This window comes from Mesorhizobium sp. M7A.F.Ca.CA.001.04.2.1 (assembly GCF_003998485.1).
Taxonomy (GTDB): Bacteria; Pseudomonadota; Alphaproteobacteria; order Rhizobiales; family Rhizobiaceae; genus Mesorhizobium; species Mesorhizobium ciceri.
In genome coordinates this window covers 1-24,707 of the sequence record NZ_RZQT01000012.1, presented here as the reverse complement: position 1 = coordinate 24,707, position 24,707 = coordinate 1, and the positions used below count along the sequence as shown (strand labels likewise).

The following is a 24,707-nucleotide window of genomic DNA, read 5'->3' as shown; positions in this document are numbered from 1 at the left end:
CCTCGCGTCATGCAACCAAAGTCTGACGTTTTCAGGCGATTTTGCCGGTGTCGCGGCCGGCGCCGATCAGGATCAGCGTCGTGACCAGGAACAGGTACATCCACGCGTCGCGCCACTCGACCGGGAAATAGCCGGCCCACAGCGATTCGGCCATGCCGAAGGCCGCCGCGCCGAGCGCCGCGCGCGGTGGTGAGAGATAGCCGCCGACCGCCGTCACGAACAGGATCTTCAGTCCGTAGACGAGGCCCGAGCCGAAGCTGACATTGCCGTAATAGAGCCCGGCCATGACACCGGCCAGCGCGGCGCAGAAGCCGCCGAACAGCACCGCGTGCCGGAACACCGCGCGTACGTCGACGCCGCACATCGCGGCAGCCTTGGGGTCGTCGGAGACGGCGCGCCAGCGCCGTCCGAAGCTCGATCGGGCAAATGCCCAGCTTGCCAGCGCGATTGCCGCCACCACCACGGCGCAGTCGATAAGCTGGATGAGCGTCAGCGTTGCCTTGAAGGTCGCGCCCTGCGCGAAAACGATGGGCTCCGCCAGCATCGGCGGCAGCCACAGATCATGCGTGTCGGCGGCGATGCGGCTCGCTTCGGACAGCAGCAGCAGGATGCCGAGAGTCGTCACCACGATTGCATTGGGCGTGCGGTCGGCCAACGGTTCGAAGACACTGCGCGACAGCACGTGGCTGATCAGCGCGGCATAGAGGAATGCAGCGACGACGCCGAGCGCCACCGCCGCCAGCAGCGTCAGCCACAGCACCTGATAGCCGAAGGCCGCGGTCAGGATCATGGTCTGGCCGCAAAAGGCGAACAACGCGCCATAGGCGAGATTGGTGCGGTGCAGGATGCCGTTGGTCAGCACATAGCCAAAGGCGAGCAACGCATACAGCGCGCCCGAATGCAGCCCGTTCAGCACCTGCTGGAAGAAATAGAGCATGCAAAACCTCGAAGCATGCCGCCCAAAAGTGCGAAGCGGTCCTGGCCAACAGCATGCTCAAAAGGCTGCGGAGACCGCCGCATCCCGGAGTGAGGTTGCATCGCTGAATCTAACTTGTCAAATATGATTTATCGGTTAGATTTTCGCCATGACGGTATCATGGACCCCGCACCGCTTCACCGGCGGCCTGCTTGCGCTCGACACGGCGAACACCGTCGTGCTGCGCGGCGATCCGGGGCGGACGTTCGACCGCTTCGAAGATCCGGCCGAGATTGCCCGCTTCGCCGACGCGGCGAGCCGCTTTCGCGCCGCCGAGCTTGGCGAAAGGCCGCTGGCGGTAGCCTCGCCGGTGGCGATCGCACCCGTCGTGCTGTCGATCCGCGAGGCGACGGACCGGCTGTTTCGTGGAGCGGTATCGAAGGGTGCGGTCGCCACCGCTGATCTGCCCGGATTCCTGAGCGCCTGCGCCGAGGGTCTGGCCGGCAGCCGGACCGAGATCGGTGCGCCGGGAAGGCCGTTCGGTGATCCCCTGACGCCGATCGCCTTCGAGGCGGCGCTGGCGGTTTCGGCGCTATCGCTTCTGCGCGACGATACCGTCGCAAGGCTCAGGATCTGTCCCAACTGCACCTGGCTGTTCGTCGACAGAAGCCGCAATTCCAGCCGCCTGTGGTGCGACATGGCAGTGTGCGGCAACCGTCAGAAGGCAAGCCGTCACTATCGCCGTCGTCGCATGGCGGAAAATGAGGTCAAGAATGCGTAGCGGCCTTTCCCGTTCGATCCTTGTTGGCGCGGCGCTCATCGTGGCCGTTGCGCTCGGCGCCTGCCGCGATACCGGCGACGCCGAAGGCAAGCTGTTCGAGATTTCCGGCAAGATATTCGTTTTCAACTACCGCCTCGCCAGGGCGACTTATGTGGTGACCCTGCGGCCGCTGAAGCCGATGGGAGAGGGCCAGGTGGCGGTCGCCAGCTTCCAGGATCCCGCCGGCGGCGCACCTCTGGTGGTCGAGCAGAAGGTCTGGCCGAAGCTCGACAAGGTGACGCTGGAGAGCCCGGCACTGACCTGCGTCGTCAAGAACAAGCCCTATGCGATTGCCATCAGCATCAAGGGCGCCGACGGCGCGGTCCTGCAGAAGATCGACACCACGCTGATGTCGACGGAAGACCAGTCGATCCTGCCCGACCGGCCGCTGGTCATCGACCAGCTCTACACCGCCAATCCCGATCTCGTCGGCCATCCCGACGGCAAGCTGCCGGGCGAGCCGAAGCCAGATTGCTCGAAAGGCGGCTGACGCGTCGCGGCCGCCCGCGCCGCAGCTGTAATGTTCATGCGCTGGGCAATGTCCGCGGATCGGTTTCATACCCGATTCAGGATGGCCGCGGACTGTTCGTTGCGCGTTGCCTGGCATCTGCGATTTTGTTTGACCTGCCTTGCAAGGGGAGAAAGGATGCGTCATCCGATCCCGACGTTGGCTGCCTGCCCCCGCGTGGCCTCCGCAGAGGAAATGCCTGATGACGCTGCACGACGTCGCGCTCGACGACAAGTTCGATCTCGCAAAGGAGCGCATCTTCCTGTCCGGCGCGCAGGCGGTCATTCGCATGCTCTTGATGCAGCGCGAGCGCGACCGTCGCGCCGGCTTGAACACGGCCGGCTTCGTCTCCGGCTATCGCGGTTCGCCGCTCGGCGGCCTCGACATGCAGCTGTGGAAGGCGAAAAAACAGCTCGCCCAGGCTGACATCGTCTTCCAGCCGGGCCTCAACGAGGAGCTTGCCGCCACCGCTTGCTGGGGAGCGCAGCAGACGGAGCTGCTGGGCGAGGGCACCCATGACGGCGTCTTTTCGGTTTGGTACGGCAAGGGACCGGGCGTCGACCGCTCAGGCGATGTGTTCCGCCACGCCAACCTCGCCGGATCGTCGAAGCATGGCGGCGTGCTTGCGCTGATGGGCGACGACCATATGGCCGAATCCTCGACCAACGCGCACGCCACCGAATTCCTGTTCGTCGACACGATGGTGCCGATCCTCAACCCGGCCGGTGTCCAGGAGATCATCGACTACGGGCTCTACGGCTTCGCCATGTCGCGCTTTGCCGGCACGTGGGCGGCGATCAAATGCGTCAAGGACAACATCGAATCGACCGCCTCGGTCGATGCCGCGCTCGAGCGGCTGAACATCGTCGTGCCGGAGTTCGACATGCCGCCTGGCGGTCTCAACATCCGCCACGAGATCGACATGCTCGGCCAGGAAGAGCGGCTGCATGAACACAAGCGCGCCGCGGCCTCCGCCTTCATCCTTGCCAATGGGCTGAACCGCATCGTCTATTCGGGGGGCCGCAACCCGAAGATCGGCATCATCACGCTCGGCAAGAGCTATCTCGACGTTCGCCAGGCGCTGGAGGATATCGGCATCGACGAAGCGGCCGCCAACCGCATCGGGGTGAGGCTGTTCAAGGTCGGCTGCCCCTGGCCGCTCGACCTGCATCACATCGCCGGTTTCGCCCGCGGCCTCGACACCATCGTCGTCGTCGAGGAGAAGCGCTCGCTGATCGAGGTACAGTTGCGCGAAAGCCTTTATGGCACTGCCACCCAACCGGTCATTATCGGCAAGAAGGACGAGCGCGGCGACTGGCTGTTTCCGGCCAAAGGCGCGCTCGATCCCAACGAGATCGCCATCGCGCTTGGCGAGAGGATCGTCAGGACCATCGGCCCGTCCGAAGAGATTTCGGCGCGGGTGGCAAAACTGCGCCAGTTCCAGGCAATGCTCACCGAGGCCACCGACATCGGCTCGCGCACGCCGTTCTTCTGTTCCGGTTGCCCGCACAATTCGTCCACCAAGGTGCCGGACGGCTCGATCGCCGCGGCCGGCATCGGCTGCCACTTCATGGCGCTGTGGATGGACCGCAACACAGTCGGCTTCACGGCCATGGGCGGCGAGGGCGCGCAATGGGTCGGCCAGGCGCCGTTCTCCAAGCGCGAGCACATCTTCCAGAATCTTGGCGACGGCACCTACAACCATTCCGGTACGCTGGCGATCCGCTTCGCGCTGTCGAGCGATGCCAACATCACCTACAAGATCCTCTACAACGACGCGGTCGCCATGACCGGCGGCCAGCCGCACGAAGGCGGCCTGACCGTCGATATGATTGCCAGGCAGGTGCGGGCCGAGGGTGTCGACCGCATTGCCATCGTCACGGATGAGCCGGACAAATATGCGGGCAAAGCCGAATTCCCGGCCGGCGCCACTATCCATCACCGCGACGACCTCGATCTCGTCCAGCGCGAGCTGCGCGACGTCAAGGGCGTTTCGGTCTTGCTCTACGACCAGACCTGCGCCGCCGAAAAACGCCGCCGCCGCAAGCGCGGCACATTCCCCGATCCCGACAAGCGCGTCTTCATCAACGAACTGGTCTGCGAAGGCTGCGGCGATTGCGGCGTACAGTCGAACTGCGTCTCGATCCAGCCGGTCGAGACCGAATTCGGCCGCAAGCGCAAGATCGACCAGTCGAGCTGCAACAAGGATTTCTCCTGCGTCAACGGCTTCTGCCCGTCCTTCGTCACCGTGCACGGCGCCAAGATCCGCAAGGCCGAGGGCCTGGCCGGCAAGGCCGATCCGCTGGAAGGCGTGCCCGTGCCGGCGCAATTCCCGCTTGGCGAGCAAGGCTGGGCGGCGATCATCGACGGCGTCGGCGGCACCGGCGTCGTCACCGTCGGTGCGGTGCTCGGCATGGCGGCGCATCTTGAGGACAAGGGCTGCGGCATGATCGACATGGCCGGCCTCGCCCAGAAGGGCGGCTCGGTGTTCACCCATGTCCGCATCGCTCGTACCCCGGACGACATCCATGCGATCCGCGTTTCGGCGGGGAAGGCCGATCTCGTGCTTGGCTGCGATCTCGTCGTGTCGGGCGCCAAGAAGGTGCTGACCGCGGTGCGCGAGGGCCACACCATCTTCGTCGCCAACACCGCCGAGATCATGCCCGGCGAATTCGCCCGCTCGGCCGATTTTTCGTTGCCGATAGAGCGGCTGAAAAAGGCGATCCGCGCGGCTGCGGGCGACGACAAGGCACATTTCTTCGATGCCACCCGCACTGCCACGGCACTTTTCGGCAATTCGCTCGGCGCCAACATGTTCATGCTTGGCTTTGCCTTCCAGCACAGCGGCCTGCCGCTGTCGGCCGAGGCGGTCGAGAAGGCGATCGAGCTCAATGGCGAAGCCGTGGCGATGAACATCGCCGCCTTCCGCTGGGGCCGTCGCGCTGCCCATCAGCCGGATTTCGTGCGCGGGCTGGTTGCCCAGCCGGGTCCGACCGCGGCTGGAAAGGCAGGCCAGGCCACGGATACCGCCGAGACGCTGGACGACATCATTGCCCGCCGCGTCGCCTTCCTGACCGCCTATCAGAACGCCGCCTATGGCAGGCGTTATGCCGGAAAACTGGCCGCGTTGCGCGCCGCCGAAGCGAAGGCCGTGCCTGGTTCGACCGCGGTGTCGCAGGCTGCCGCCAGGAACCTGTTCAAGCTGATGGCGATCAAGGACGAATACGAGGTGGCGCGTCTTTACACGGACGGCTCTTTCGCCGCCGAACTGGGCAAGCAGTTCCAGAGCTACGAAAGGCTCGAATTCCACCTCGCTCCGCCGATCATGGGCCGTCGCGGCAATGACGGAAGCCCGCGGAAATCGAGCTTCGGCCCGTGGATGATGAAGGGTTTTCGCGTGCTGGCGGCGATGAAGGGCTTGCGCGGCACTGCCTTCGACCTGTTCGGCTACACCGCCGAACGGCGCATGGAGCGGCAGCTGCTGGCGCGGTACGAGGCGGATCTGGAGCTCATCGCCGGATCGTTGGCCCCAGCCAGGGTCGATGCGGCGGTTGCGCTGGCCTCGGTGCCTGCCCTCATCCGCGGCTATGGCCACGTCCGTCAAGCCAGCGCGCAAAAGGCCGCCGGCGAGCGCCAAAGGCTGCTCGAACGCCTGTCGAGTACGCCGGCGCGGCCCGAACTTCAGGCCGCCGAATGATCGATACGCCTTGTTTACCTGAACGACAGTTTCCTTGCTTTCCGCTGCGTCACCCGGCTTGACGGCAGGAGCGCGAGGGTCTCTCTAAATCTTTCTTAAGGCGGATGTGGCACTGCTTGGCTCCCCAGGGTTGGGATTCAGGCGTTGAATCTGCGAAAAAAGAACGAGATCCCGGTCGACGTCTATATTCCGTTCGTGGAAACCCTGTTTCGCGACGGGCTGACGCTTTCGATCGGCATTCTCGCGCAGACTTTCCTGATCGGCCTGGTCTGGTGGAAGAGCGGCGATCCGCGGTATTTGCTGGTCGCGATCTCGATGGTTCTCGTCGGTGTGTTCCGCATGAGAAACTTTCGAAAATACAACAGCATGCCGTCGCCGACGACCTGGGAAGAGGCGCACAAGCGTGAGAATGACTACATTCTCTATGGCTCCCTGCATGGCTTGACGCTTGGCGCTTTCTGCCTGCTCGGCATCTATTTCGCGCGCGATGGTTTCGCCGAAATCGCCTCCGTTTGCCTGACGCTGGCGACGGCGACCTCCATCGCCGGCCGCAACTACGGCTCGCCGCGCATGGTCACCATCCTGACCATTGCCTTGACCTGGCCAATCTCGCTTGGCTTCCTGCTGCGCGGCGACATCTACCATGTCCTCCTCGGGCTCCTGTCGGCGCCGTTCCTGTTCGCCATCCGGAAATTCGCCAACACCGTACGCGATGTGCTTTTTGCGGCCGTCTCGGAAGAGAAGAAGGCCAACCGCATTGCCCAGCGCTTCAACCGGGCGCTCAACACCATGTCGCACGGCCTTGTCATGCTCGGTCCGGACGGCCGCGTCGCGGTGGCCAATGCCGAGGCCGCGCATCTGATGTCGCTCAAGTCGCCCGACGCGCTGCTCGGACGGTCGATCCACGGTCTGTTGATGCGCGGTGTCGCCGGCGGCATGCTGGCGCCCAAGGATTGCCGCTACATCGAGGCGCAGCTGACGCGTGCCCTGCGTGAGGGTCGCGACCGCAAGGTGCTGGTTTCCCTCGCCAACGGCCAGCATTACGAGTTCTCGGCTCGCGAGGGCAGCCAGGAACTGGGCGTCATCACCTTCGAGGACGTCACCGCCCGTGTCGAGGCGGAAGACAAGATCCGCTTCATGGCACGCTACGACAATCTCACCGGCCTGCCCAACCGGGCCTATTTCCATGAATTGGTGGGCGAGGCCATGGCGTCCGGCGATCGCGACCGTCTCTGCGGCCTTGCGGTGCTCGATCTCGACGATTTCAAGAGCGTCAACGACACGCTTGGCCATCCGATCGGCGACGGCTTGATCTATGCCGTTGCCGAGCGGCTTGCCGCCATTGCCAAGCAAGATATCACGGTCAGCCGTTTCGGTGGCGACGAGTTCATGATCTTCTTCGACCGCGTCGAGGATGAGAGCCATCTGACCAGCCAGCTCGACGAGATTTTCGCCGGCCTGCAAGGGGAAGTCGACGTCGCCGGTCACGGGCTGCGCATCCAGGCCAGCGGCGGCGCGGTGCTGTCACGGGTCAAGGATACCGATGTCGACGCCATGATCGTGAAGGCGGACCTGGCGCTCTACAAGGCCAAGGAACTCGGCAAGAACAGCTGGCGATTGTTCGAAGCTTCGATGGATGCCGCCTTCCGCAACCGTCAGCTGATGAAGGCGGATCTGCGCACCGCGGTAGAGGGCAAGAGCCTGCGGGTGGTCTATCAGCCGATCGTGGCGATGAGCACCATGCGTATCGCCAGTTGCGAGGCGCTGTGCCGGTGGGATCATCCAGATCTCGGGCCAATCTCGCCCAGCATCTTCATTCCGCTTGCCGAGGAAATGGGCATCATTTCCGAGATCAGCACCTTCGTGCTGCAGGCAGCCTGCGCCGAATGCGCCAAATGGCCGGACCAGACCAGCGTTTCGGTCAATCTCTCGGCCAAGGATTTCCGCAGCCGCGATGTCATCCAGAAGGTTCGCGATGCGTTGGCCGGCTCCGGCCTCGCCGCCAGTAGGCTCGAGATCGAGGTCACCGAAACGGCGCTGCTCGACGACAAGTCGCTGACGCGCCAGTATATTGAGGAGCTGAAGCAGCTTGGCGTGCGCATCGCGCTCGACGATTTCGGCACCGGCTATTCGAGCCTGAGCTACCTGCACAAGCTGCCGCTCGACAAGATCAAGATCGACCGCTCTTTCCTGATGGACGTCACCCAGAATCCCCGTTCGCTCGAGCTGCTCAAGGGTATCGTCAACCTGTCGCGGCCGCTGGGGCTTTCGGTGACCGTCGAAGGGGTCGAGACCTTCGAGCAGCTCAAGATCCTGGCGCTGCAGGTCAAGCCTGATCTTGTCCAGGGGTTCCTGTTCGGTTCGGCGCTCAGCGCTTCCGGCATCGAGACGATGTCGAACACGGTATGGCCCTTCGCCAAGGATATCAGGACCGCCAAAAAGGCGGTACGCCGCTGATTTGCGGCGCCTGGCGCATGGTGCCCAGGCACTGAGAGCCCATCCCTGTTTCCATCAGGATTGAACAGGCGCCCAGGCTTTAGGCATTCACCGCATTCGAGGTTTCTTTGCACATCGCGGGCCATGCCAGAATTTCAGCCGCTTCCCGTCATGTTCGAGACACGCTCTTTCCCCGTCGCGACGCAGAAAACGAAGAAAACCACCAATTTTAGTTTTATTTTAGCAATCGTTAACCTTAACGACTGGTAAACGGGCTGCTTCCTGTTTTCATCTTTTACATCCCAAGACCCTGTCGTAGTGTCGGATCGCGGCGGCAATGTACGGGGATTGAGTTGATGATTGTGCAGTTGAGTTCGCTTCGTCCGGTGACGGGCGAGGACGGCAAGGACGCCGCCGACACCATGTCCAGCTTCGCCCGCAACGTTTCGGCGATGCTTGAGCGGACAGAGTACCGCCGCTGCGACAAGGGCGAAGATCTCGAGGACATCTACCGCCTGCGCTACAAGTCATATCGCTCGAACGATATGGTGCCCGACAACGAAAACCATACCATTCACGATGAGCTCGACGAGGCACCGAATGTGTACCGCTTCGGGGTCTATATCGACCAGGAACTCGTCAGCACGCTGCGTATCCATCACGTCACCTTGGCCACGCCGATGTCGCCTTCCACCAAGGCCTTTGGCGACATCGTCATGCCGATGCTTCGTGACGGGCTGAGCTTCATCTGTCCCAGCCGGTTTGCGTCCGATCCCGAATGGTCGCGCGTCTACCCGCAGATTCCCTACCTGACGCTGCGGCTGGCCGGCATGGCGTGCTTCCATTTCAACGCGCCCTACTGCCTGTCGACCATTCGCGAGGATCACGCCGGCTTCTACAAGCGTATCTACTACTCGGAGAAGATCAGCGAGTCGCGCGCCTATCCGGGCGTTTTCAACAAGGTCGTGCTCTACCGCGCCGACGTCAACGCAATCCGCGAGCGGTCCTTCTCACGGTTCCCGTTCTTCCGCTCGACGCCAATGGAGCAGCGCATGCTGTTCGATACGCCGCATGTCGGGGAACTCGCGCCGCTGACCATCCTGCCGACGGCAAAATACTATCACGAAGCCGCCTGATACGGCAGGGATCCACACGATTTTGCAGGGCCGACAGGAGCCTTTTGGCGACTTCGGCGTTCTGGGTGAGGCCACGAGCAGCGCTCCGGGTCGATCTGAGGTTTTTGAGGGAACCCGCCATGACCATTTCCACACTTGCGCTAACCCCGCTCATCTCGCTGATCGCCGGCGCATGCCAAGGCTGTTGAACTACATCGTCGCGCTCTATCTGATCGTCGTCGGGTTGCTCGGGCTATTTCCGCATCTAGCCGGCTTAGGCCACGCAAGCGTCCGCCCTTCGGAGTTCCGCATCAAGCATCAGAATCCAGCGATCGGACTCCGTCGCGGCGTCGACTGCTGGCTTCAATCTTTCTTTGAGGCAGTTGTCGGTTGTTGTGCGGCAATAGCGCCATTGCTCTCGGCGCGGCTTTTCGCTATGTGCCTGAAAGATGTCTTCGAAGGGGTATTCCTATGGCTGATCACTCGCCGACTGGTCCTGTCGAACTGGGCGCGAAGATGGACTATGCCGAGCATGACCGCACCTATGCGGGCTTCCTCGCGCTGGCCAAGTACGGCTCGCTGTTTTGTGGCGCCCTGCTCCTGGCGATGGCCTTCGGCTTCTTCGCGGGCGGCTTCTTCTCGGCGACCATTCTGTTCGTGCTGATTCTGGCTGTCGGCGCCTTTATCCTCCGATAGATTTTTCCGACATCTTGTCCACGGCGCCGCCGCGAGGCCGGCCGGCGTCTTGCGGGAAATAGCTTCCGGCCGAAAGGATCATGCGGTGGGACAGACGGTTTTCATCCCTCGTGAGCTCGATGCCAACGAGCCGCGCGTCGCGGCTTCGCCCGATACGGTGAAACGGCTGGCGGCGTTGGGCTTCGACGTCGTCGTCGAGGCCGGTGCCGGTCTGAAATCGCGCATCATCGATGCCGACTATGCGAGCGCCGGCGCTGCTATCGGCAAGGCTTCCGATGTCGCCAAGGCCGATGTGGTGCTGAAGGTGCGCCGGCCTGGTGATGCCGAGCTGAAGAGCTACAAGCCCGGCGCGGCTGTGATCGCCATCATGGACCCCTACGGCAACGATGCCGCCGTGGCAGCTCTTGCCAAGGCCGGCGTCACCGCTTTCTCGATGGAATTCATGCCCCGGATCACCCGCGCGCAGTCGATGGACGTCTTGTCCTCGCAGGCCAATTTGGCCGGCTATCAGGCGGTGATCGACGGGGCTTCGGAATATGACCGCGCCTTGCCGATGATGATGACGGCGGCCGGCACGGTGCCGGCGGCGAAGGTCTTCATCATGGGCGTTGGCGTCGCTGGCCTGCAGGCGATCGCCACCGCGCGCCGGCTTGGTGCGGTTGTCACCGCCACCGACGTTCGCCCCGCCGCCAAGGAACAGGTCGCCTCGCTCGGCGCCAAGTTCCTCGCGGTCGAGGACGAGGAATTCAAGGCGGCCGAAACGGCCGGCGGCTACGCCAAGGAAATGTCGAAGGAATATCAGGCCAAGCAGGCGGCACTCACATCAGAGCACATCGCCAAGCAGGATATCGTCATCACCACGGCGCTCATTCCCGGCCGGCCGGCGCCCAAGCTGGTCTCGGCGGCGATGGTCGCTTCGATGAAGCCGGGCTCGGTGATCGTCGACCTCGCGGTCGAGCGCGGCGGCAATGTCGAGGGCGCCGAAGCCGGCAAGGTGGTCACCACCGCCAACAACGTCAAGATTGTCGGCCATCTCAATGTGCCTGGCCGCATCGCGGCGTCGGCCTCGCTGCTTTATGCCAGGAACCTGTTCGCCTTTCTCGAGACGCTGGTCGACAAGACGACCAAGACGCTTGCCATCAATCGCGACGACGATCTGGTCAAGGCAACGATGCTGACCGATGGCGGCAAGGTGGTTCATCCGGCTTTCGTGAAAGCCGACCAGCAGCCGGCAAAGGGCCAATATGTCGAGCCGGCCGCGATCCCGGCCAAGACCATGGTCGCCGATGCTTCGCCCAAGAAAGCCGCGCCCAAGAAGGCGGCCGCACCCAAGTCGCCCTCGTCGAAGCCGAAAGGGATCGCGTGATGGACCAGACCCTGCAGAAAGCCCTCGACCAGCTCGACCAGGCCTCCGCCGCCGTCCGGCTGGCGGTGCACAATCTGGCGACCGCGCCCGGCGGCACTGACGCAGCCGGTGATGCCGCGCATGCGCTCTCCGGCGGCGCCATCGATCCCTTCGTCTTCCGCTTCGCCATCTTCGTCCTGGCGATCTTCGTCGGCTACTACGTCGTCTGGTCGGTGACCCCCGCACTGCATACGCCGCTGATGGCCGTCACCAATGCCATCTCCTCGGTCATCGTCGTCGGCGCGCTGCTTGCCGTCGGCATCGCCGCCTCCGGCATTGCCGCGGGCTTCGGCTTCGTCGCGCTGATGCTGGTTTCGGTCAACATCTTCGGCGGCTTCCTCGTCACTCAGCGCATGCTGGCCATGTACAAGAAGAAGGACAAGTAGAGCGCCATGAACGCCAACTTCGCGTCCTTCCTCTACCTCGTCTCCGGTGTCCTGTTCATCATGGCGCTGCGCGGCCTGTCGCATCCGACCACCAGCCGGCAGGGCAATCTCTACGGCATGATCGGCATGGGTATTGCCATCGCCACCACACTGGCTCTGGCGACCCCGTCCGCCGGTCGCTTCGGCCTGATCGTGCTCGGCCTTGCCATTGGCGGCGGCGTCGGCGCCGTTACCGCGCGCCGCATCGCCATGACCTCGATGCCGCAGCTGGTCGCTGCCTTCCACTCGCTGGTCGGCCTCGCCGCCGTCATGGTGGCGGCTGCCGCGATCTATGCCCCGGAAAGCTTCGGCATCGGCACGGATGGCGACATTCATGCCCAGGCCCTGATCGAGATGAGCCTTGGCGTCGCCATCGGCGCCATCACCTTCACCGGCTCGGTCATCGCTTTCCTCAAGCTCGATGGCCGCATGTCCGGCAAGCCGATCATGATCGGCGCACGCCACTTCATCAACGCCGCACTTGCCATCGCGCTCGTCGTGCTGATCGTGTTGCTGGTCACCACCGAGTCCAAGCTGGTCTTCTGGCTGATCGTTGCCGCCTCGCTGGTGCTCGGTATCCTGCTGATCATCCCGATCGGCGGCGCCGACATGCCGGTCGTCGTCTCGATGCTGAATTCCTATTCCGGCTGGGCGGCGGCGGCCCTGGGCTTCACGCTCGGCAATCTGGCGCTAATCATCACCGGCGCGCTGGTCGGCTCATCCGGCGCGATCCTGTCCTACATCATGTGCAAGGGCATGAACCGAAGCTTCATCTCGGTCATTCTCGGCGGCTTCGGTGGGGAGACGGCAGCGGCCGCCGATGACGGCATCGAACGCACGGTCAAGCAGGGTTCTGCCGACGATGCCGCCTACCTCATGATGAACGCCCAGAAAGTCATCATCGTGCCGGGCTACGGCATGGCGGTTGCCCAGGCGCAGCATGCGCTGCGCGAAATGGCCGACAAGCTCAAGGCCAATGGCGTCGACGTGAAGTACGCCATCCACCCGGTCGCCGGCCGCATGCCCGGCCACATGAACGTGCTGCTCGCCGAAGCCAATGTGCCCTACGACGAGGTGTTCGAGCTTGAGGACATCAACTCGGAGTTCGCGCAAGCCGACGTTGCCTATGTCATCGGCGCCAACGACGTCACCAACCCGTCCGCGCGCGACGACAAGTCCTCACCTATCTACGGCATGCCGATCCTCGATGTCGACAAGGCGCGCACCTGCCTGTTCGTCAAGCGCTCGCTCGGTTCCGGCTATGCCGGTATCGACAACACGCTGTTCTACAAGGACGGCACCATGATGCTGCTCGGCGACGCCAAGAAGATGACCGAAGAGATCGTCAAAGCCATGGATCACTGATCCGGGATAAGCGCCGGGACACGCCAAGAAGAGCCCGGCTTCGCGCCGGGCTTTTTCTTGGCTGGCTTTCTTGGCTTGACGGCGATTTCGGCGCTACGATGACGAATTCCCGCCTCGACGGCGGGATTGTCGTCGACGGAGACGTTGGTGCCTGACCCGTTCGCATCGCCGCCCGCCGGGAAAGCGCCGCGCAAGCCTGGCCAGGCGGTGGTGATCGTGCATGGCATGGGCGAACAGCGGCCGATGGATACGCTGCGAGGCTTTGTCCAGGCTGTCTGGAGCCATGACCCCAACCGCGCGCCGTTTTATGCCCATGTCGCCGATCCGGCCGACCCCGCCGGCGCGAAGATCAACCAGAGCTGGATCACTCCCGACAGCCGGACCAATTCGTACGAACTTCGCCGCATCACCACGCCCTACGATGTCGATGGCCGCCGCACCGACTTCTACGAGCTTTACTGGGCCGACATCACGCAGGGCACGACGCGAGGCCGGCTTGCCGCCTGGGTGACAAATCTGCTGTGGCGCAAGCCCGCCGACATACCGCCGGACGCCCGAAAGCTCTATCTGGTCACCCTGGTTGCCGTCATCATCGTCCTGGTCGCGACGCTCGCGCTTGCGACGTCGGTTTGGCAGCAGCAGATTTCGTGGACCGTCGGCGTCCTCGTCACCATCCTGGCCTCGTTCGTCATCTGGTCGGTGGACCGTTTTGGCCTTCCCTATTTCGGCGATGTCGCGGCCTATGTGCGCGCTGAAGCGGCCACGGTAGAGAAGCGGGCGCTGATCCGCGACCGCGGCCTGAAGCTGCTGAAGCGTCTGATGATGGACGATACCTACGATCGCATCGTGCTGGTCTCGCACAGCCTCGGCTCGATGATCGCCTATGACCTGTTGCAGATCTTGTGGTCCGATTTCAGGCCCCGAAAACTCGAGGCCATCCGCGACAAGGCGAAACTGAAAGCTATCCACGCCATCGACAAGGCGACGCTTGTTGCCGACGGCTCGGCATGGCCCGGCAGCCTTGACGACCTTGCCGGGTTCCGGCGCGATCAGTGGGAGCTCTATCGCCAACTGCGCACCAGGGACGACAACCATCGGCCTTGGAAGATCAGCGATTTCGTCACGCTTGGTAGCCCGCTGACCCACAGCGAATTTCTGGTGACGCACAATCTCGCCGAATTCAGGCGCGGCATCGCCGAACGCCTGTTCTCGGCATGTCCGCCGATTGCCGAGGGAGCGGCGGCCGGTGGCACCGTGCTTTATCAGGAAGGGCGCAACCGTTCTTCCGGCAAGCCGCAGCGGGCGGTGCATCATGGCGCGGTGTTTGCTGCGACGCGCTGGACCAATATCTTCGACCGCGGCAACGGTTGGCTGACGGGCGACCCGATCTCCGGGCCGATGGCGGAGAATTTCGGCCCGGGCATAGAAAACATCCAGGTCGAGCTGCGCGGTTCCCTCGGCCGTGTCTTCACCCACACGCTGTACTGGTCGTTGGCGGCGACCGGTATCGAGGTTGCCGCCGGCGATCAGCCGCGCTCGCATCTCGCCGTGCTGCGCGACGCTGTCGACCTCGGTCGCAAACTGGAGCCGAGCCAAGCCGAAGTGCCGGCGATTCCTCCCCGAAAATAAGAACGGATTTCAGCGAACGGGGCCAAGGCAGCGCCGCTCGACAACTTCAAAGCAAAGCCGCTCCGGGCGGGCCAGAGTGGCTTTGTTGCAAGTGCAGTTCAACGGTTGGTGATAAAAACCGCTTCCTCATCGTCGCGCTGCCTGCCGCCAAGGGCCGCGGCAGCACTGGCGATAAAGGCGCCGATCGCCAGCGAGAGCGCACCAAGCAAGGCAAACGTCGCGCTGGCCTTCCTGGCTGTGTCGGCGGCCTGCTGCGCCTTGACCTTGGCGTCCTGGGCCTTGGCGAGGACGGCATCCACCCGGGTCCTGGCATCTGCTTCCGAAAGCCCCGTGCGAACGGCGACCAGCTGCGACAGATAGGTTTTGTCGTCTGCGGAAACCTCGCCTGCCGCGGCGCCGGCGATCAGGATGCGCGAAGCCTGCCCAACCGCGGCCGCATCGCTGTCCGGATTGGCGGCCGCGAGCTTGCCCGGATCGGCCGGACGGAACAGTGAATCCACCAGGTAGGATGTCGCATTGTCGGCCGACGCGCTGCCGGCATTGGCCGAAGCCCCCGCCGATGCGCCCATGGCCGCACCAGACGCGATGGTGGACACCGCCTGCACGCCCGAGCCTATGGCAGCGGAAAGCGCGGAGCCAAGCACGCCGACGACGAGTAGTGTGGCCAACGCCCAGGCAAGAAAGCCATGGGCGGTATCACGGAAATACACCTCGTCCGTGTGGATGCCGACCCATTTGGTGCGCAGGCGTCCGGCAAGGTAGCCGCCGACACCCGAGGACAGCCATTGCACGATGATCAGCCAGACGGCAGTGGATGCCGCGAAAGTGGTGACAGATGCGCCGGATCCCGACCAGGGCGACACCATGCTCAATCCAAGCCCGGAGCCCAGCAGCATGAGGATGAAGGTCAGCGTCGAGGCCGCGAAGGCACCGGCGATGATCGGTCCCCAACTGACGGCGGTGGAGGAGGATTCTGTTGAAGTGGAAACGTCGACAGCCGATAGGGTGGACTGCATAAGTGCCCCCTATCGTACGAACAGCATGATCAGAATGATGATCGGGATCGGTATGCCGAGCAACCAGAGCAAAATGCCGCGTCCCATGGAAACCTCCTGTTAGAAATTGTGATCGATATTGTCACAATGTCTCGCAGGGACTTCCGTTCCGGCGCGTTGCAAATTGATTTTGTTGCCGCCGGTGGAACAATTGGCGCGCCGCAGCGCGCCAATTCAGATTAACGTCAGCTCAGATATCCAGATTGGCGACCGACAGCGCGTTGTCCTGGATGAACTCGCGCCTGGGCTCGACCTCGTCGCCCATCAGCCGCGAAAACAGCGAATCCGCATCGGTCGCGTCATTGACCTTGACCTGCAGCAGCGAGCGCACGTTCGGATCGAGCGTGGTTTCCCACAGCTGTTCGGCGTTCATCTCGCCGAGACCCTTGTAGCGCTGCATCGTCAGGCCCTTGCGACCGGTCGCAAAGACCGCATTGAGCATCGCCAGCGGCCCCGAGATGGTTTCGGAGACATCCTTGCGGCGCAGCACCGGCGGCGACCCGTAGACCTCGCTGAGGCGCTGTGCGTAGCGGTCGAGCTGGCGTGCGTCGGCCGAATTGATCAGCGCCAGGTCGAGATGCGCATATTCCTTGACGCTGCGCACCGTGCGCTCGAACACATAGCCGCCCACGCCTTCATTCGAGGTCGACATGCGGCCGGTCCAGCCGCGCTCGGTGTCCTCGGCAATGATGTCGAGGCGTTTTGCAATCCGCTCCGCCATGTCGTTGGCGCGGCCGAGATCGGCGAACACGTCCGGGTTGAGCCCACCGGCGATCGCCGCCTGCTCGACGACGCCTCTGTTGTAGCGCGTGTGCAGGCCGTTGATCAGCTGGCGCACCGCCAGCGCGTCATCGATGGCGCCACGCAGGTCCTGCCCGATGCGAACCTCGCCCGAGCCGAGCGTAAGCGATGCTTCCTCCAGTCCCGAACCGATCAGGAACTCCTCGAACGCGCTCTCGTCCTTGATGTATTGCGAGCTCTTGCCGCGCGTCACCTTGTAGAGCGGCGGCTGGGCGATGTAGAGATGGCCGCGCTCGATCAGCTCCGGCATCTGCCGGAAGAAGAAGGTGAGCAGCAAGGTTCTGATATGGGCGCCGTCGACGTCGGCGTCGGTCATCAGGATGATCTTGTGGTAGCGCAATTTGTCGGCGTTGAACTCGTCCTTGCCGATCGAGGTGCCGAGCGCCGTGATCAACGTGCCGATCATGTCGGAGCCGAGCATGCGGTCGAAGCGCGCCCGCTCGACATTGAGGATCTTGCCGCGCAACGGCAGGATCGCCTGGTTCTGGCGCGAACGCCCACCCTTGGCGGAGCCGCCGGCGGAATCACCCTCGACGATGAAGATTTCGGATTTCGCCGGGTCGCGTTCCTGGCAGTCGGCCAGTTTGCCGGGCAGGGAGGTGACGCCGAGCGAACTCTTGCGGGTGATATCGCGCGCCTTGCGCGCCGCTTCGCGCGCCGCCGCCGCCTGGATCACCTTGTCGACGACCACCTTGCCTTCGCTCGGGTGTTCTTCCAGCCAGGTGCCGAGCGCTTCGTTGACCAGGCCTTCGACGACAGGACGGACTTCCGACGAGACCAGCTTGTCCTTGGTCTGCGAGGAGAATTTCGGGTCGGGAACCTTGACCGACAGCACCGCCGTCAGACCTTCGCGGCAATCGTCGCCGATCAGCGAGACCTTTTCCTTCTTGGTCAGCCCAGAGGATTCGCCATAGCCGGTGATCTGACGCGTCAGCGCGCCGCGGAAGCCGGCCAGATGCGTGCCGCCATCGCGCTGCGGGATGTTGTTGGTGAAGGCCAGCACGTTCTCGTGGTAGCTGTCGTTCCACCACATCGCCACTTCGACGGTGATCCCGTCGCGCTCCGCCCGGATGGCGATCGGCTTGTCGATCAGCGGTTTCTTGACGCGATCGAGATATTTGACGAATTCTTCGAGGCCTCCATCGTAGTGCAGTTCATGGCGCACGACATCGGCGTGACGGGCATCGGTCAAAATGATGCGCACGCCGGAATTGAGGAAGGCAAGCTCGCGCAGCCGGTGTTCCAGCGTGCCGAAGTCGAACTCGACCATGGTGAAGGTCTCGGCCGACGGGAAGAAGGTGATCTGGCTGCCGCTGCGGCCCTCATAGGTGCCCGGCTGCTTGTCCTGCTCATAGGTGCCGGTCGCCTTCAGAGGTGCGTCGGCATTGCCATGCGTGAAACTCATCTCGAAGATCTGGCCGTTGCGGCGGATCTTCAGCTTTAGCCACGCCGACAGCGCGTTGACCACCGAGACGCCGACGCCATGCAGGCCGCCCGAGACCTTGTAGGAATTCTGGTCGAACTTGCCGCCGGCATGCAGCTGCGTCATGATCACTTCGGCCGCCGAAATGCCTTCTCCGGTGTGGATATCGGTCGGAATTCCGCGGCCATTGTCGATCACAGTGACCGAACCATCGGGGTTGAGCGTCACGGTGACGAGGTCGGCGTGACCGGCCAGCGCCTCGTCGATGGCGTTGTCGACCACTTCATAGACCATGTGATGCAGGCCCGAGCCGTCGTCTGTATCACCGATATACATTCCGGGGCGTTTGCGGACAGCGTCCAACCCCTTCAAAACCTTGATGGAATCGGCGCCGTATTCGGCTTCAGCGCCGTTGTTGTTGTCGATCTGATCGCTCATGAAAACCTGTTGTCTGGATGCCGCCTGCACAGCGCGAAAAATCCGCGCCGAATCGCGCCTCTGATATCGACTAGATATAGGCGCAAAAGGCGGTTTTTCCAAGGTTTGCAGGCATTTCACTGGGAATGGCCGGCTGCCAATGGCGGGCCTCCGCCGGCCCCCATTTCACTTCGGCCAGCGGTCCTTGAGAAACCTTGATCATGAACTTGTATCTCGGCGCCAGCCGCCTGCTGCGGTCGCGCCCCGGCGTCATGTCGGGCGGGCGGCCGGATCAGGCGGTGGTCGTCGTTGGCGATGACCAGGGCCAGGCGCCACCACTGCGGTGGCGGTGGTGAGCATAGGCAGCAAGGCAAACAGCAAGCGCAAATCGAACTGCCCCCCAGCTCGTTCCTGTGCACGACCACCTCTCTATGGCAGCAAACCGGGGTTTTTTGCGGAAGACCAGCGTTTTCAGCCTGCCCGCATCGGCTTCAAAGCCTCGCTCCAGCGCAGCAGCTCGTCGAGCATGGTTTTGGCTCCGCCCTGCACCTGTTCGCTGGCGTTGAAAGCGCCATTTTCGTCGAGCAGTTTCTGGTACATCGGCAGCGCGACGCCTTCCGGGATCGGCATGACACCTACCGAGGTCAGCAGCGGCTTCAGCGCTTGCGCCGCGCGCAGGCCGCCGGAGACGCCGCCATAGCTGAAAATGGCGGCTGCCTTGTACTTCCATTCGCGCGAGAGATAGTCGATCGCGTTGACGATCGCCGGCGCCACGAAATAATTGTATTCCGGCGCCACGAAGACGAAGGCATCGGCGGCATCGATCGCCTTGGACCAGGCTTTGGTATGATCGTTCTGGTAGTTGCCAAGCCTTGGATGGTGCGGTTCGTCCAGCACCGGAAGCTTGAACGCATCGATGTCGGTCAGTACAGGCTCGAATTTCCCGTGCTCGCGCGCGAACCTCTCCAGCCACTCGGCAAAAATCGGTCCGGCGCGGCCTGGCCGCGTGCTGCCGATGATGATGTTCAACTGGTGCTTCAAGCTGGGCTCCTGCGGTGGCGGTATCCATTGGTGACTGCCACCTAGGGCATGCCGCTCGGGGCAACAAGAAGGCACCTCGCGGTAACCGGTCACATTCCGGAGAGCAGGGCCTTGCCGTTCGGTCACATGGACGCCTGCTTTGCGGCCCACTACATTGGGTCATCAGCGGAGCACAGCATGGACGTCCAGCCCGCCCCCTTCATTCCCCCGGCGCCGAAGCCGCGCACGACGCCGCCCTCGACGTTGGAGATGATCCGCATCGTCTACCGCAACCCGCTCGAATTGTGGGGTGAGCATACCTACAACGAGCCGTGGATCTCGGCGAACGGCGTTGGCGGACATCTGATCGTCGCCAATGATCCCGCCCTGATCCGGCATGTGCTGGTCGACAACGCCAGGAACTACAAGATGGCGACGGTGCGCCAGAAGATCCTGCGGCCGATCCTGCGCGACGGCCTGCTCACCGCCGAGGGCGAGGTCTGGAAGCGGTCGCGCAAGGCGATGGCGCCGGTGTTCACGCCGCGCCACATCTTCGGCTTCGCCCAGCCGATGCTGAGGCGCACGCAGGACTTCGTCACCCGTTACGAAGACGGCGGCACGTCTGACATCGCCCATGACATGACGCTGCTCACTTATGACATCCTGGCCGAGACGCTGTTTTCCGGCGAGATATCAGGCGAGCCCGGCAGTTTCGCCAACGAGATCGACCGCCTGTTCGAGACCATGGGTCGCGTCGATCCGCTCGACCTGTTGCGCGCGCCCGACTGGCTGCCGAGGCTGACCCGCATCCGTGGCCGCAAGACCATGGCCTATTTCCGCAAGATCGTCACCGACACGGTCAAGATGCGCGAAGCGAAATTCAAGCGCGATCCCGATGCCGTGCCGCAGGATTTCCTGACACTGCTGCTCAAGGCCGAGGGACCCGACGGACTGACGCGGGCCGAGGTCGAGGACAATATCATCACCTTCATCGGCGCCGGCCATGAGACGACGGCGCGTGCGCTCGGCTGGACGCTCTATTGCCTCGCTGAATCACCTTGGGAGCGCAACCGGGTCGAGCAGGAGATCGACCAGGTGCTGGCGCGCGAGCCCGATCCGACGAAATGGCTCGATGCCATGCCGTTCACGCGCGCGGCTTTCGACGAAGCGCTCAGGCTCTATCCGCCGGCGCCGTCGATCAACCGCGAGCCGATCGAACCGGAAATGTGGAAGGATCTTCATATCCCCAAGCACGCCGCGGTGCTGGTGATGCCTTGGGTCGTGCATCGCCACAGGAAACTGTGGGACCGGCCGGATGCCTTCCTGCCGGAGCGCTTCCACCCGGGAAATCGCGAAAAGATCGACCGCTTCCAGTATCTGCCGTTTGGCGCCGGCCCACGCGTCTGCATCGGCGCCAGCTTCGCCATGCAGGAGGCGATCATCGCGCTGGCGATCATGCTGTCGCGCTTCCGCTTCGACACCACCGCCGAAACGAAACCCTGGCCGGTACAGAAACTGACCACGCAGCCGCAAGGCGGTCTACCGATGCAGGTCACGCCGCGTTAGGCATGACACCTTCAGGCAGTTGCGCCGAATTAGGCCGCGGGCTTGCGTTGCTGGAACTGGCCGGCGGCTCGGTAGCGCCAGAGATAGCTGGGCAGGATCGTCGCGATCGACTGCGGCTGGATGCCTAGCCCCGCAAGCGTCCTGTTGGTCTGGTTGGCGGCGTCCGAAACGATGTTGTGCTCGCGCAGCTGCATCACCTGGTCCTTGGTCAGCAGCGGGTTGGGCAGGAGACCGAGGATCGAGGCCTGGATGTTGGCCACCCACCACGGAACCGGCACCAGCAGCCGCTTGCGCTCGATCACGTCGAGCAGCTCTTCCATACACTGCTTGAAGGTGAGCACCTTCGGTCCGCCGAGTTCATAGATCTGGCCGCCATCCACCTTGCCGTCGACCGAGCGCGCCACCGCTTCGGCCACGTCGCCGACATAGACCGGCTGAAACTTGGTCTGGCCGCCGCCGATCAGCGGCAGCACCGGCGAATAGCGCGCCATGTTGGCGAAGCGGTTGAAGAAGCCGTCTTCGGGTCCGAAATTGATCGACGGCCGGAAGATCACGGCGTCCTTGATCGTCTCCAGCACAGCCTTTTCGCCAAGCGCCTTGGTGCGCGCGTAGTCTGATTCGGAGTCCAGATCGGCGCCAAGCGCAGAAATGTGGGTCAGGCCGGCGCCGACCGAGCGCGCGGCCTCGGCCACTGCGCGGGCGCCGAACTCGTGCACGGCGGAGAATTTCTGCCGGCCGCTCTCATGCAGGATGGCGACCAGATTGACGACATGGTCGGCGCCTTGCACGGCGCGGTCTACCGACCAGCGCACGCGCACATTGGCCTGGACCGGCTGGATCTGGCCGACATTGCCGAGCGGCTGCAAATGGCCGGCGAGATCGGGCCGCCGGCAGGCGACCCTGATGCGATAGCCGCGCTTGGCCAACGCGCGCACGACATGGCGGCCGACAAAGCCTGACCCGCCAAAGACGACGACGAGCTTTGGGGTCTGCAGGATTTCGGTCATGGCTGGCTCCGGCGCTCGCAGGCTTGGCTGAAGCCGTTTCATAATCCGTTTCGTGCCAAAGGCAAAGGGCGACGCGTCGTCGCTATCAGCCTGTCAGAACGCTTTGCCGATACGGTTGTCGACCGAATGGCGGTTGCCGCCGCGAATGACGAAGAAGAGCAGGATCGCTGCCCACAGCAGCGACTTTTCCGCACCCGAATAGCCTTGGCCCATGGTGACCCAGTGGAACCAGACCGTGACCAGCAGCACGAACAGGCCGGCAAAGGCGGCCGGCCGCGTCAAAAACCCGATGGCGATGAAGATGCCGCCGAAGAATTCAGTGCAGGCCAGAAGCAACGACCACAACGCGCCCGGATAGAAGCCGAGACCCTCGACCATCTCGGCAGCGCCGAAAGGATTGGTGATCTTCTGCGAACCGTGGATCGCGAGAAACCCGCCGGCGACGACGCGAAGAAGGGTTTCGGCACCATCGTGCAGGGCCGCGTAAAACCTGCCAAGGACCGGGATGACAAGGGCGTTGCGGGGGTTGTCCGTGCTTGCCGACATTGTAGCTCCTCTGTTTTGCTCAATCAGCGCAAACGGCCGATCAGGTTGGTCGAAGTCAAATAAACAAAAGTTGACCAAAACGAGAATGTTTTACCATCGTGCGATCAAAACGCAGAAAACCCCGCCGAAGCGGGGTTTTCCGGGTGACATCCATGCGAAGCCAGGGGCCGACGGCGCGGCCTGACCTGAGACGGTATCAGGAGGGCGTGAAGCAAGTACGCCCACCCCAGCCCTGAACATCCGACATGGTGCCACCAACCTTCTTGCAGGCGGCGACGAAATCGGCGCTGCAATTGGCGAATTTTGCATGGCCGTTCTTGCAGTAGTGGTCTTCGGTGGCCCCGCCGCTCGGGGCAGCGATGACACCCGGGCTGGACGGCTTGACCGGTGCGGCCTTCAGGGTGGCTGCCTGTGTGGCGCCCATGAACGAGCCGAGCAGAAGGACGGCGGTCAGCATGGTAATCTTGGTGTTGGTCATGGCAATTTCCTTTGATTTGGGTTGAGTTTTCCGATGCGCGAAGGACCGGCCTTCGCGTGATGCAGGCTTTCGATTTCGGTTTGCTGCTTCCCTCGGTGTGGATCGGGCAAGCTCGCCTTGCCCTGGACAAAGCTGGGTCGCAGCAAGGCGCGGAAAGGTTCAGCGGCGCGCAAAGAAAATCGCACTGCGCCGCGCCTGCAGCGGGTGGATTCCGATAATTAGTTGATATTAATGGACATTCAGGAAGAATAGCGTGCAGCGAATTCGGAAATGCGCTGCACCACGGCCTTCGATGCGGTAATGCCGCGCGCTTGCGCCTTCTCGGCGGCCTCTGCGCGGGCACGACCGGGCACATGTACGCCGAAGCGCCGCCGCAGCCGGTCAAGCTGGTCCTTCATTCGTTGCTCGAAATCTGGATCGAGCAGCTTGGGTTCGATAGCAAGCACGAACAGTCCCGTGCCGGGGCTGTCCGGCCCGCCGCTGAACCATGGCGCGTCGAGCGACCAGTTGGCGCCCGACAGGCCCGCCGCCAGCACCTCGACCATCAGCGCGATGTTGGCGCCGCGCTGACCGCCGAAGGCGAGCATTGCACCCTTCATGGCGGCGGCGGGATCGGTGGTCGGATTGCCGCTGGCGTCCAGTGCCCAGCCTTCCGGGATTGTCTTGCCGTCCTCGGCCGCTTTGCGGATGTTGACGAAAGCGGTGGCGCTCGACGACTGGTCGATGACCAGCGGCGCCCCGTCGGCGGCAGGCGCGGCAAACGACATCGGGTTGGTGCAGTAGACCGGCTTGACCGAGCCCGAGCCGGCAAGCACGGCCGGGCCGTTGGTGGCTGCGAACGACACCAGTCCTTGTGCTGCCAGCCTTCCGGTGAAATAGCCGAGCGCGCCGCATGTATAGGCGTTCTTCTGCGAGAAGATGGCGACACCGAACAGCTTTGCCGCCTTGGCGAGGTCGTCGATGGTGCGGTCGAAGCCGGTATGCGCCAGCCCGCCGCGTGCATCGGAGAGATAGACTGCCAGCGCCGGCCGGGTGATCACCGGGTCGGCATTGCCGTCGATGCGTCCGGCTTCCAGCGCCTCGAGATAGTCGATGAAATGCGACAGACCGACCGAGGAAAGCCCTTCGGCCTCGGCTGATATGATCGAAGCAGTGAGCGATTGCGCCGCTTCCTCATTGGCGCCGGCGCCAAGTGCCGCCATCCGGCACAGTCCTTTTGCCTGGTCGAGACTGAGTTGCATCATGGCCGTCCTAGGGGAGTAGGGGAGTAGGGGAGTAAGGAAATAGGGGAGTACGGGACAGTGGGCAGTGAATAGCGAATGGGGATGGAAATGTGAATGTGGATAGTGGCCTGATACTCCCCTACTCCCCTACTCCCCTAC

21 protein-coding genes and 1 pseudogene are annotated in these 24,707 nt (G+C 63.4%); 13 read left to right on the top strand and 9 right to left on the bottom strand.

From position 1 onward, the window contains the following. Positions 1-31: 31 nt before the first annotated feature. Positions 32-937 carry a branched-chain amino acid ABC transporter permease gene (locus EN955_RS06195; RefSeq protein WP_024501912.1) on the bottom strand — a complete coding sequence of 302 codons (906 nt, stop codon included), beginning with the start codon at positions 935-937 and terminating at the stop codon, positions 32-34. A 148-nt stretch (positions 938-1,085) separates the two neighbouring features. Between EN955_RS06195 and EN955_RS06190 the strand changes: the two genes are divergently transcribed. From EN955_RS06190 to EN955_RS06140, 11 genes and pseudogenes are all read left to right on the top strand, one after another. Then, positions 1,086-1,697: a CGNR zinc finger domain-containing protein gene (locus tag EN955_RS06190; RefSeq protein ID WP_024501911.1), complete on the top strand. Its 612-nt coding sequence runs from the start codon at positions 1,086-1,088 to the stop codon at positions 1,695-1,697. Continuing rightward, positions 1,690-2,226, top strand: a complete 537-nt coding sequence (locus EN955_RS06185; RefSeq protein ID WP_013528209.1) for a hypothetical protein — start codon at positions 1,690-1,692, stop codon at positions 2,224-2,226. Before EN955_RS06190 ends, EN955_RS06185 begins: the two co-directional genes overlap by 8 nt. A 220-nt stretch (positions 2,227-2,446) precedes the next feature. Then, the gene (locus EN955_RS06180) at positions 2,447-5,941 is read left to right on the top strand and encodes an indolepyruvate ferredoxin oxidoreductase family protein (protein WP_024501910.1); all 3,495 of its coding nucleotides are present in this window, start codon (positions 2,447-2,449) and stop codon (positions 5,939-5,941) included. A gap of 144 nt (positions 5,942-6,085) precedes the next feature. Next, a complete protein-coding gene (locus EN955_RS06175) occupies positions 6,086-8,398 on the top strand; it encodes an EAL domain-containing protein (protein WP_024501909.1) in 2,313 nt (770 codons plus the stop codon). A 335-nt stretch (positions 8,399-8,733) separates the two neighbouring features. Further along, positions 8,734-9,513, top strand: coding sequence for a hypothetical protein (locus EN955_RS06170; protein ID WP_013528206.1), 780 nt, complete (start codon positions 8,734-8,736; stop codon positions 9,511-9,513). A gap of 119 nt (positions 9,514-9,632) precedes the next feature. Continuing rightward, positions 9,633-9,766 (top strand): annotated as a pseudogene (locus tag EN955_RS06165) (DUF3096 domain-containing protein); the annotation flags it as partial. A 197-nt stretch (positions 9,767-9,963) separates the two neighbouring features. Beyond that, positions 9,964-10,188 carry an aa3-type cytochrome c oxidase subunit IV gene (locus tag EN955_RS06160; protein WP_013528204.1) on the top strand — a complete coding sequence of 75 codons (225 nt, stop codon included), beginning with the start codon at positions 9,964-9,966 and terminating at the stop codon, positions 10,186-10,188. A gap of 85 nt (positions 10,189-10,273) precedes the next feature. Further along, positions 10,274-11,554: a Re/Si-specific NAD(P)(+) transhydrogenase subunit alpha gene (locus EN955_RS06155; protein WP_013528203.1), complete on the top strand. Its 1,281-nt coding sequence runs from the start codon at positions 10,274-10,276 to the stop codon at positions 11,552-11,554. Continuing rightward, positions 11,551-11,979 (top strand): NAD(P) transhydrogenase subunit alpha, encoded by a 429-nt coding sequence (locus EN955_RS06150; RefSeq protein ID WP_024501908.1) that lies wholly within the window; start codon positions 11,551-11,553, stop codon positions 11,977-11,979. Before EN955_RS06155 ends, EN955_RS06150 begins: the two co-directional genes overlap by 4 nt. A 6-nt stretch (positions 11,980-11,985) precedes the next feature. Beyond that, a complete protein-coding gene (locus tag EN955_RS06145) occupies positions 11,986-13,383 on the top strand; it encodes an NAD(P)(+) transhydrogenase (Re/Si-specific) subunit beta (RefSeq protein WP_013528201.1) in 1,398 nt (465 codons plus the stop codon). Between the two features lie 147 nt (positions 13,384-13,530). Continuing rightward, positions 13,531-15,012, top strand: coding sequence for a hypothetical protein (locus tag EN955_RS06140; protein WP_024501907.1), 1,482 nt, complete (start codon positions 13,531-13,533; stop codon positions 15,010-15,012). Positions 15,013-15,110: 98 nt separating this feature from the next. On the opposite strand, the gene EN955_RS06135 is transcribed toward EN955_RS06140, so the two are convergent. The 3 genes from EN955_RS06135 to EN955_RS35850 form a co-directional block, all read right to left on the bottom strand. Further along, on the bottom strand, positions 15,111-16,028 hold the full coding sequence (locus EN955_RS06135; protein ID WP_013528199.1) for a hypothetical protein: 918 nt from the start codon (positions 16,026-16,028) through the stop codon (positions 15,111-15,113). A 229-nt stretch (positions 16,029-16,257) separates the two neighbouring features. After that, positions 16,258-18,729 (bottom strand): DNA topoisomerase (ATP-hydrolyzing) subunit B, encoded by a 2,472-nt coding sequence (gene gyrB / locus EN955_RS06130; protein WP_013528198.1) that lies wholly within the window; start codon positions 18,727-18,729, stop codon positions 16,258-16,260. A gap of 70 nt (positions 18,730-18,799) precedes the next feature. After that, on the bottom strand, positions 18,800-18,931 hold the full coding sequence (locus tag EN955_RS35850; protein WP_255337201.1) for a hypothetical protein: 132 nt from the start codon (positions 18,929-18,931) through the stop codon (positions 18,800-18,802). On the opposite strand from EN955_RS35850, the gene EN955_RS34735 reads away from it, so the two are divergent. Further along, positions 18,924-19,064 carry a hypothetical protein gene (locus tag EN955_RS34735; RefSeq protein WP_155924935.1) on the top strand — a complete coding sequence of 47 codons (141 nt, stop codon included), beginning with the start codon at positions 18,924-18,926 and terminating at the stop codon, positions 19,062-19,064. The genes EN955_RS35850 and EN955_RS34735 overlap by 8 nt on opposite strands. A gap of 115 nt (positions 19,065-19,179) precedes the next feature. Here the strand turns inward: EN955_RS34735 and EN955_RS06125 are convergent, their stop codons facing one another. Beyond that, positions 19,180-19,749 (bottom strand): NADPH-dependent FMN reductase, encoded by a 570-nt coding sequence (locus EN955_RS06125; protein ID WP_024501906.1) that lies wholly within the window; start codon positions 19,747-19,749, stop codon positions 19,180-19,182. 177 nt (positions 19,750-19,926) lie between these two features. Between EN955_RS06125 and EN955_RS06120 the strand changes: the two genes are divergently transcribed. Then, entirely contained in the window at positions 19,927-21,294 is a 1,368-nt protein-coding gene (locus tag EN955_RS06120; RefSeq protein WP_024501905.1) for a cytochrome P450, read from the top strand. 29 nt (positions 21,295-21,323) lie between these two features. On the opposite strand, the gene EN955_RS06115 is transcribed toward EN955_RS06120, so the two are convergent. The 4 genes from EN955_RS06115 to EN955_RS06100 form a co-directional block, all read right to left on the bottom strand. After that, positions 21,324-22,301 (bottom strand): complex I NDUFA9 subunit family protein, encoded by a 978-nt coding sequence (locus tag EN955_RS06115; RefSeq protein ID WP_024501904.1) that lies wholly within the window; start codon positions 22,299-22,301, stop codon positions 21,324-21,326. Between the two features lie 93 nt (positions 22,302-22,394). Beyond that, positions 22,395-22,847 (bottom strand): DoxX family protein, encoded by a 453-nt coding sequence (locus tag EN955_RS06110; protein ID WP_024501903.1) that lies wholly within the window; start codon positions 22,845-22,847, stop codon positions 22,395-22,397. Between the two features lie 196 nt (positions 22,848-23,043). Next, entirely contained in the window at positions 23,044-23,325 is a 282-nt protein-coding gene (locus EN955_RS06105) for a hypothetical protein (RefSeq protein WP_013528193.1), read from the bottom strand. A 239-nt stretch (positions 23,326-23,564) separates the two neighbouring features. Continuing rightward, positions 23,565-24,566, bottom strand: a complete 1,002-nt coding sequence (locus EN955_RS06100) for an Ldh family oxidoreductase (protein WP_024501902.1) — start codon at positions 24,564-24,566, stop codon at positions 23,565-23,567. Between the last annotated feature and the right edge of the window lie 141 nt (positions 24,567-24,707).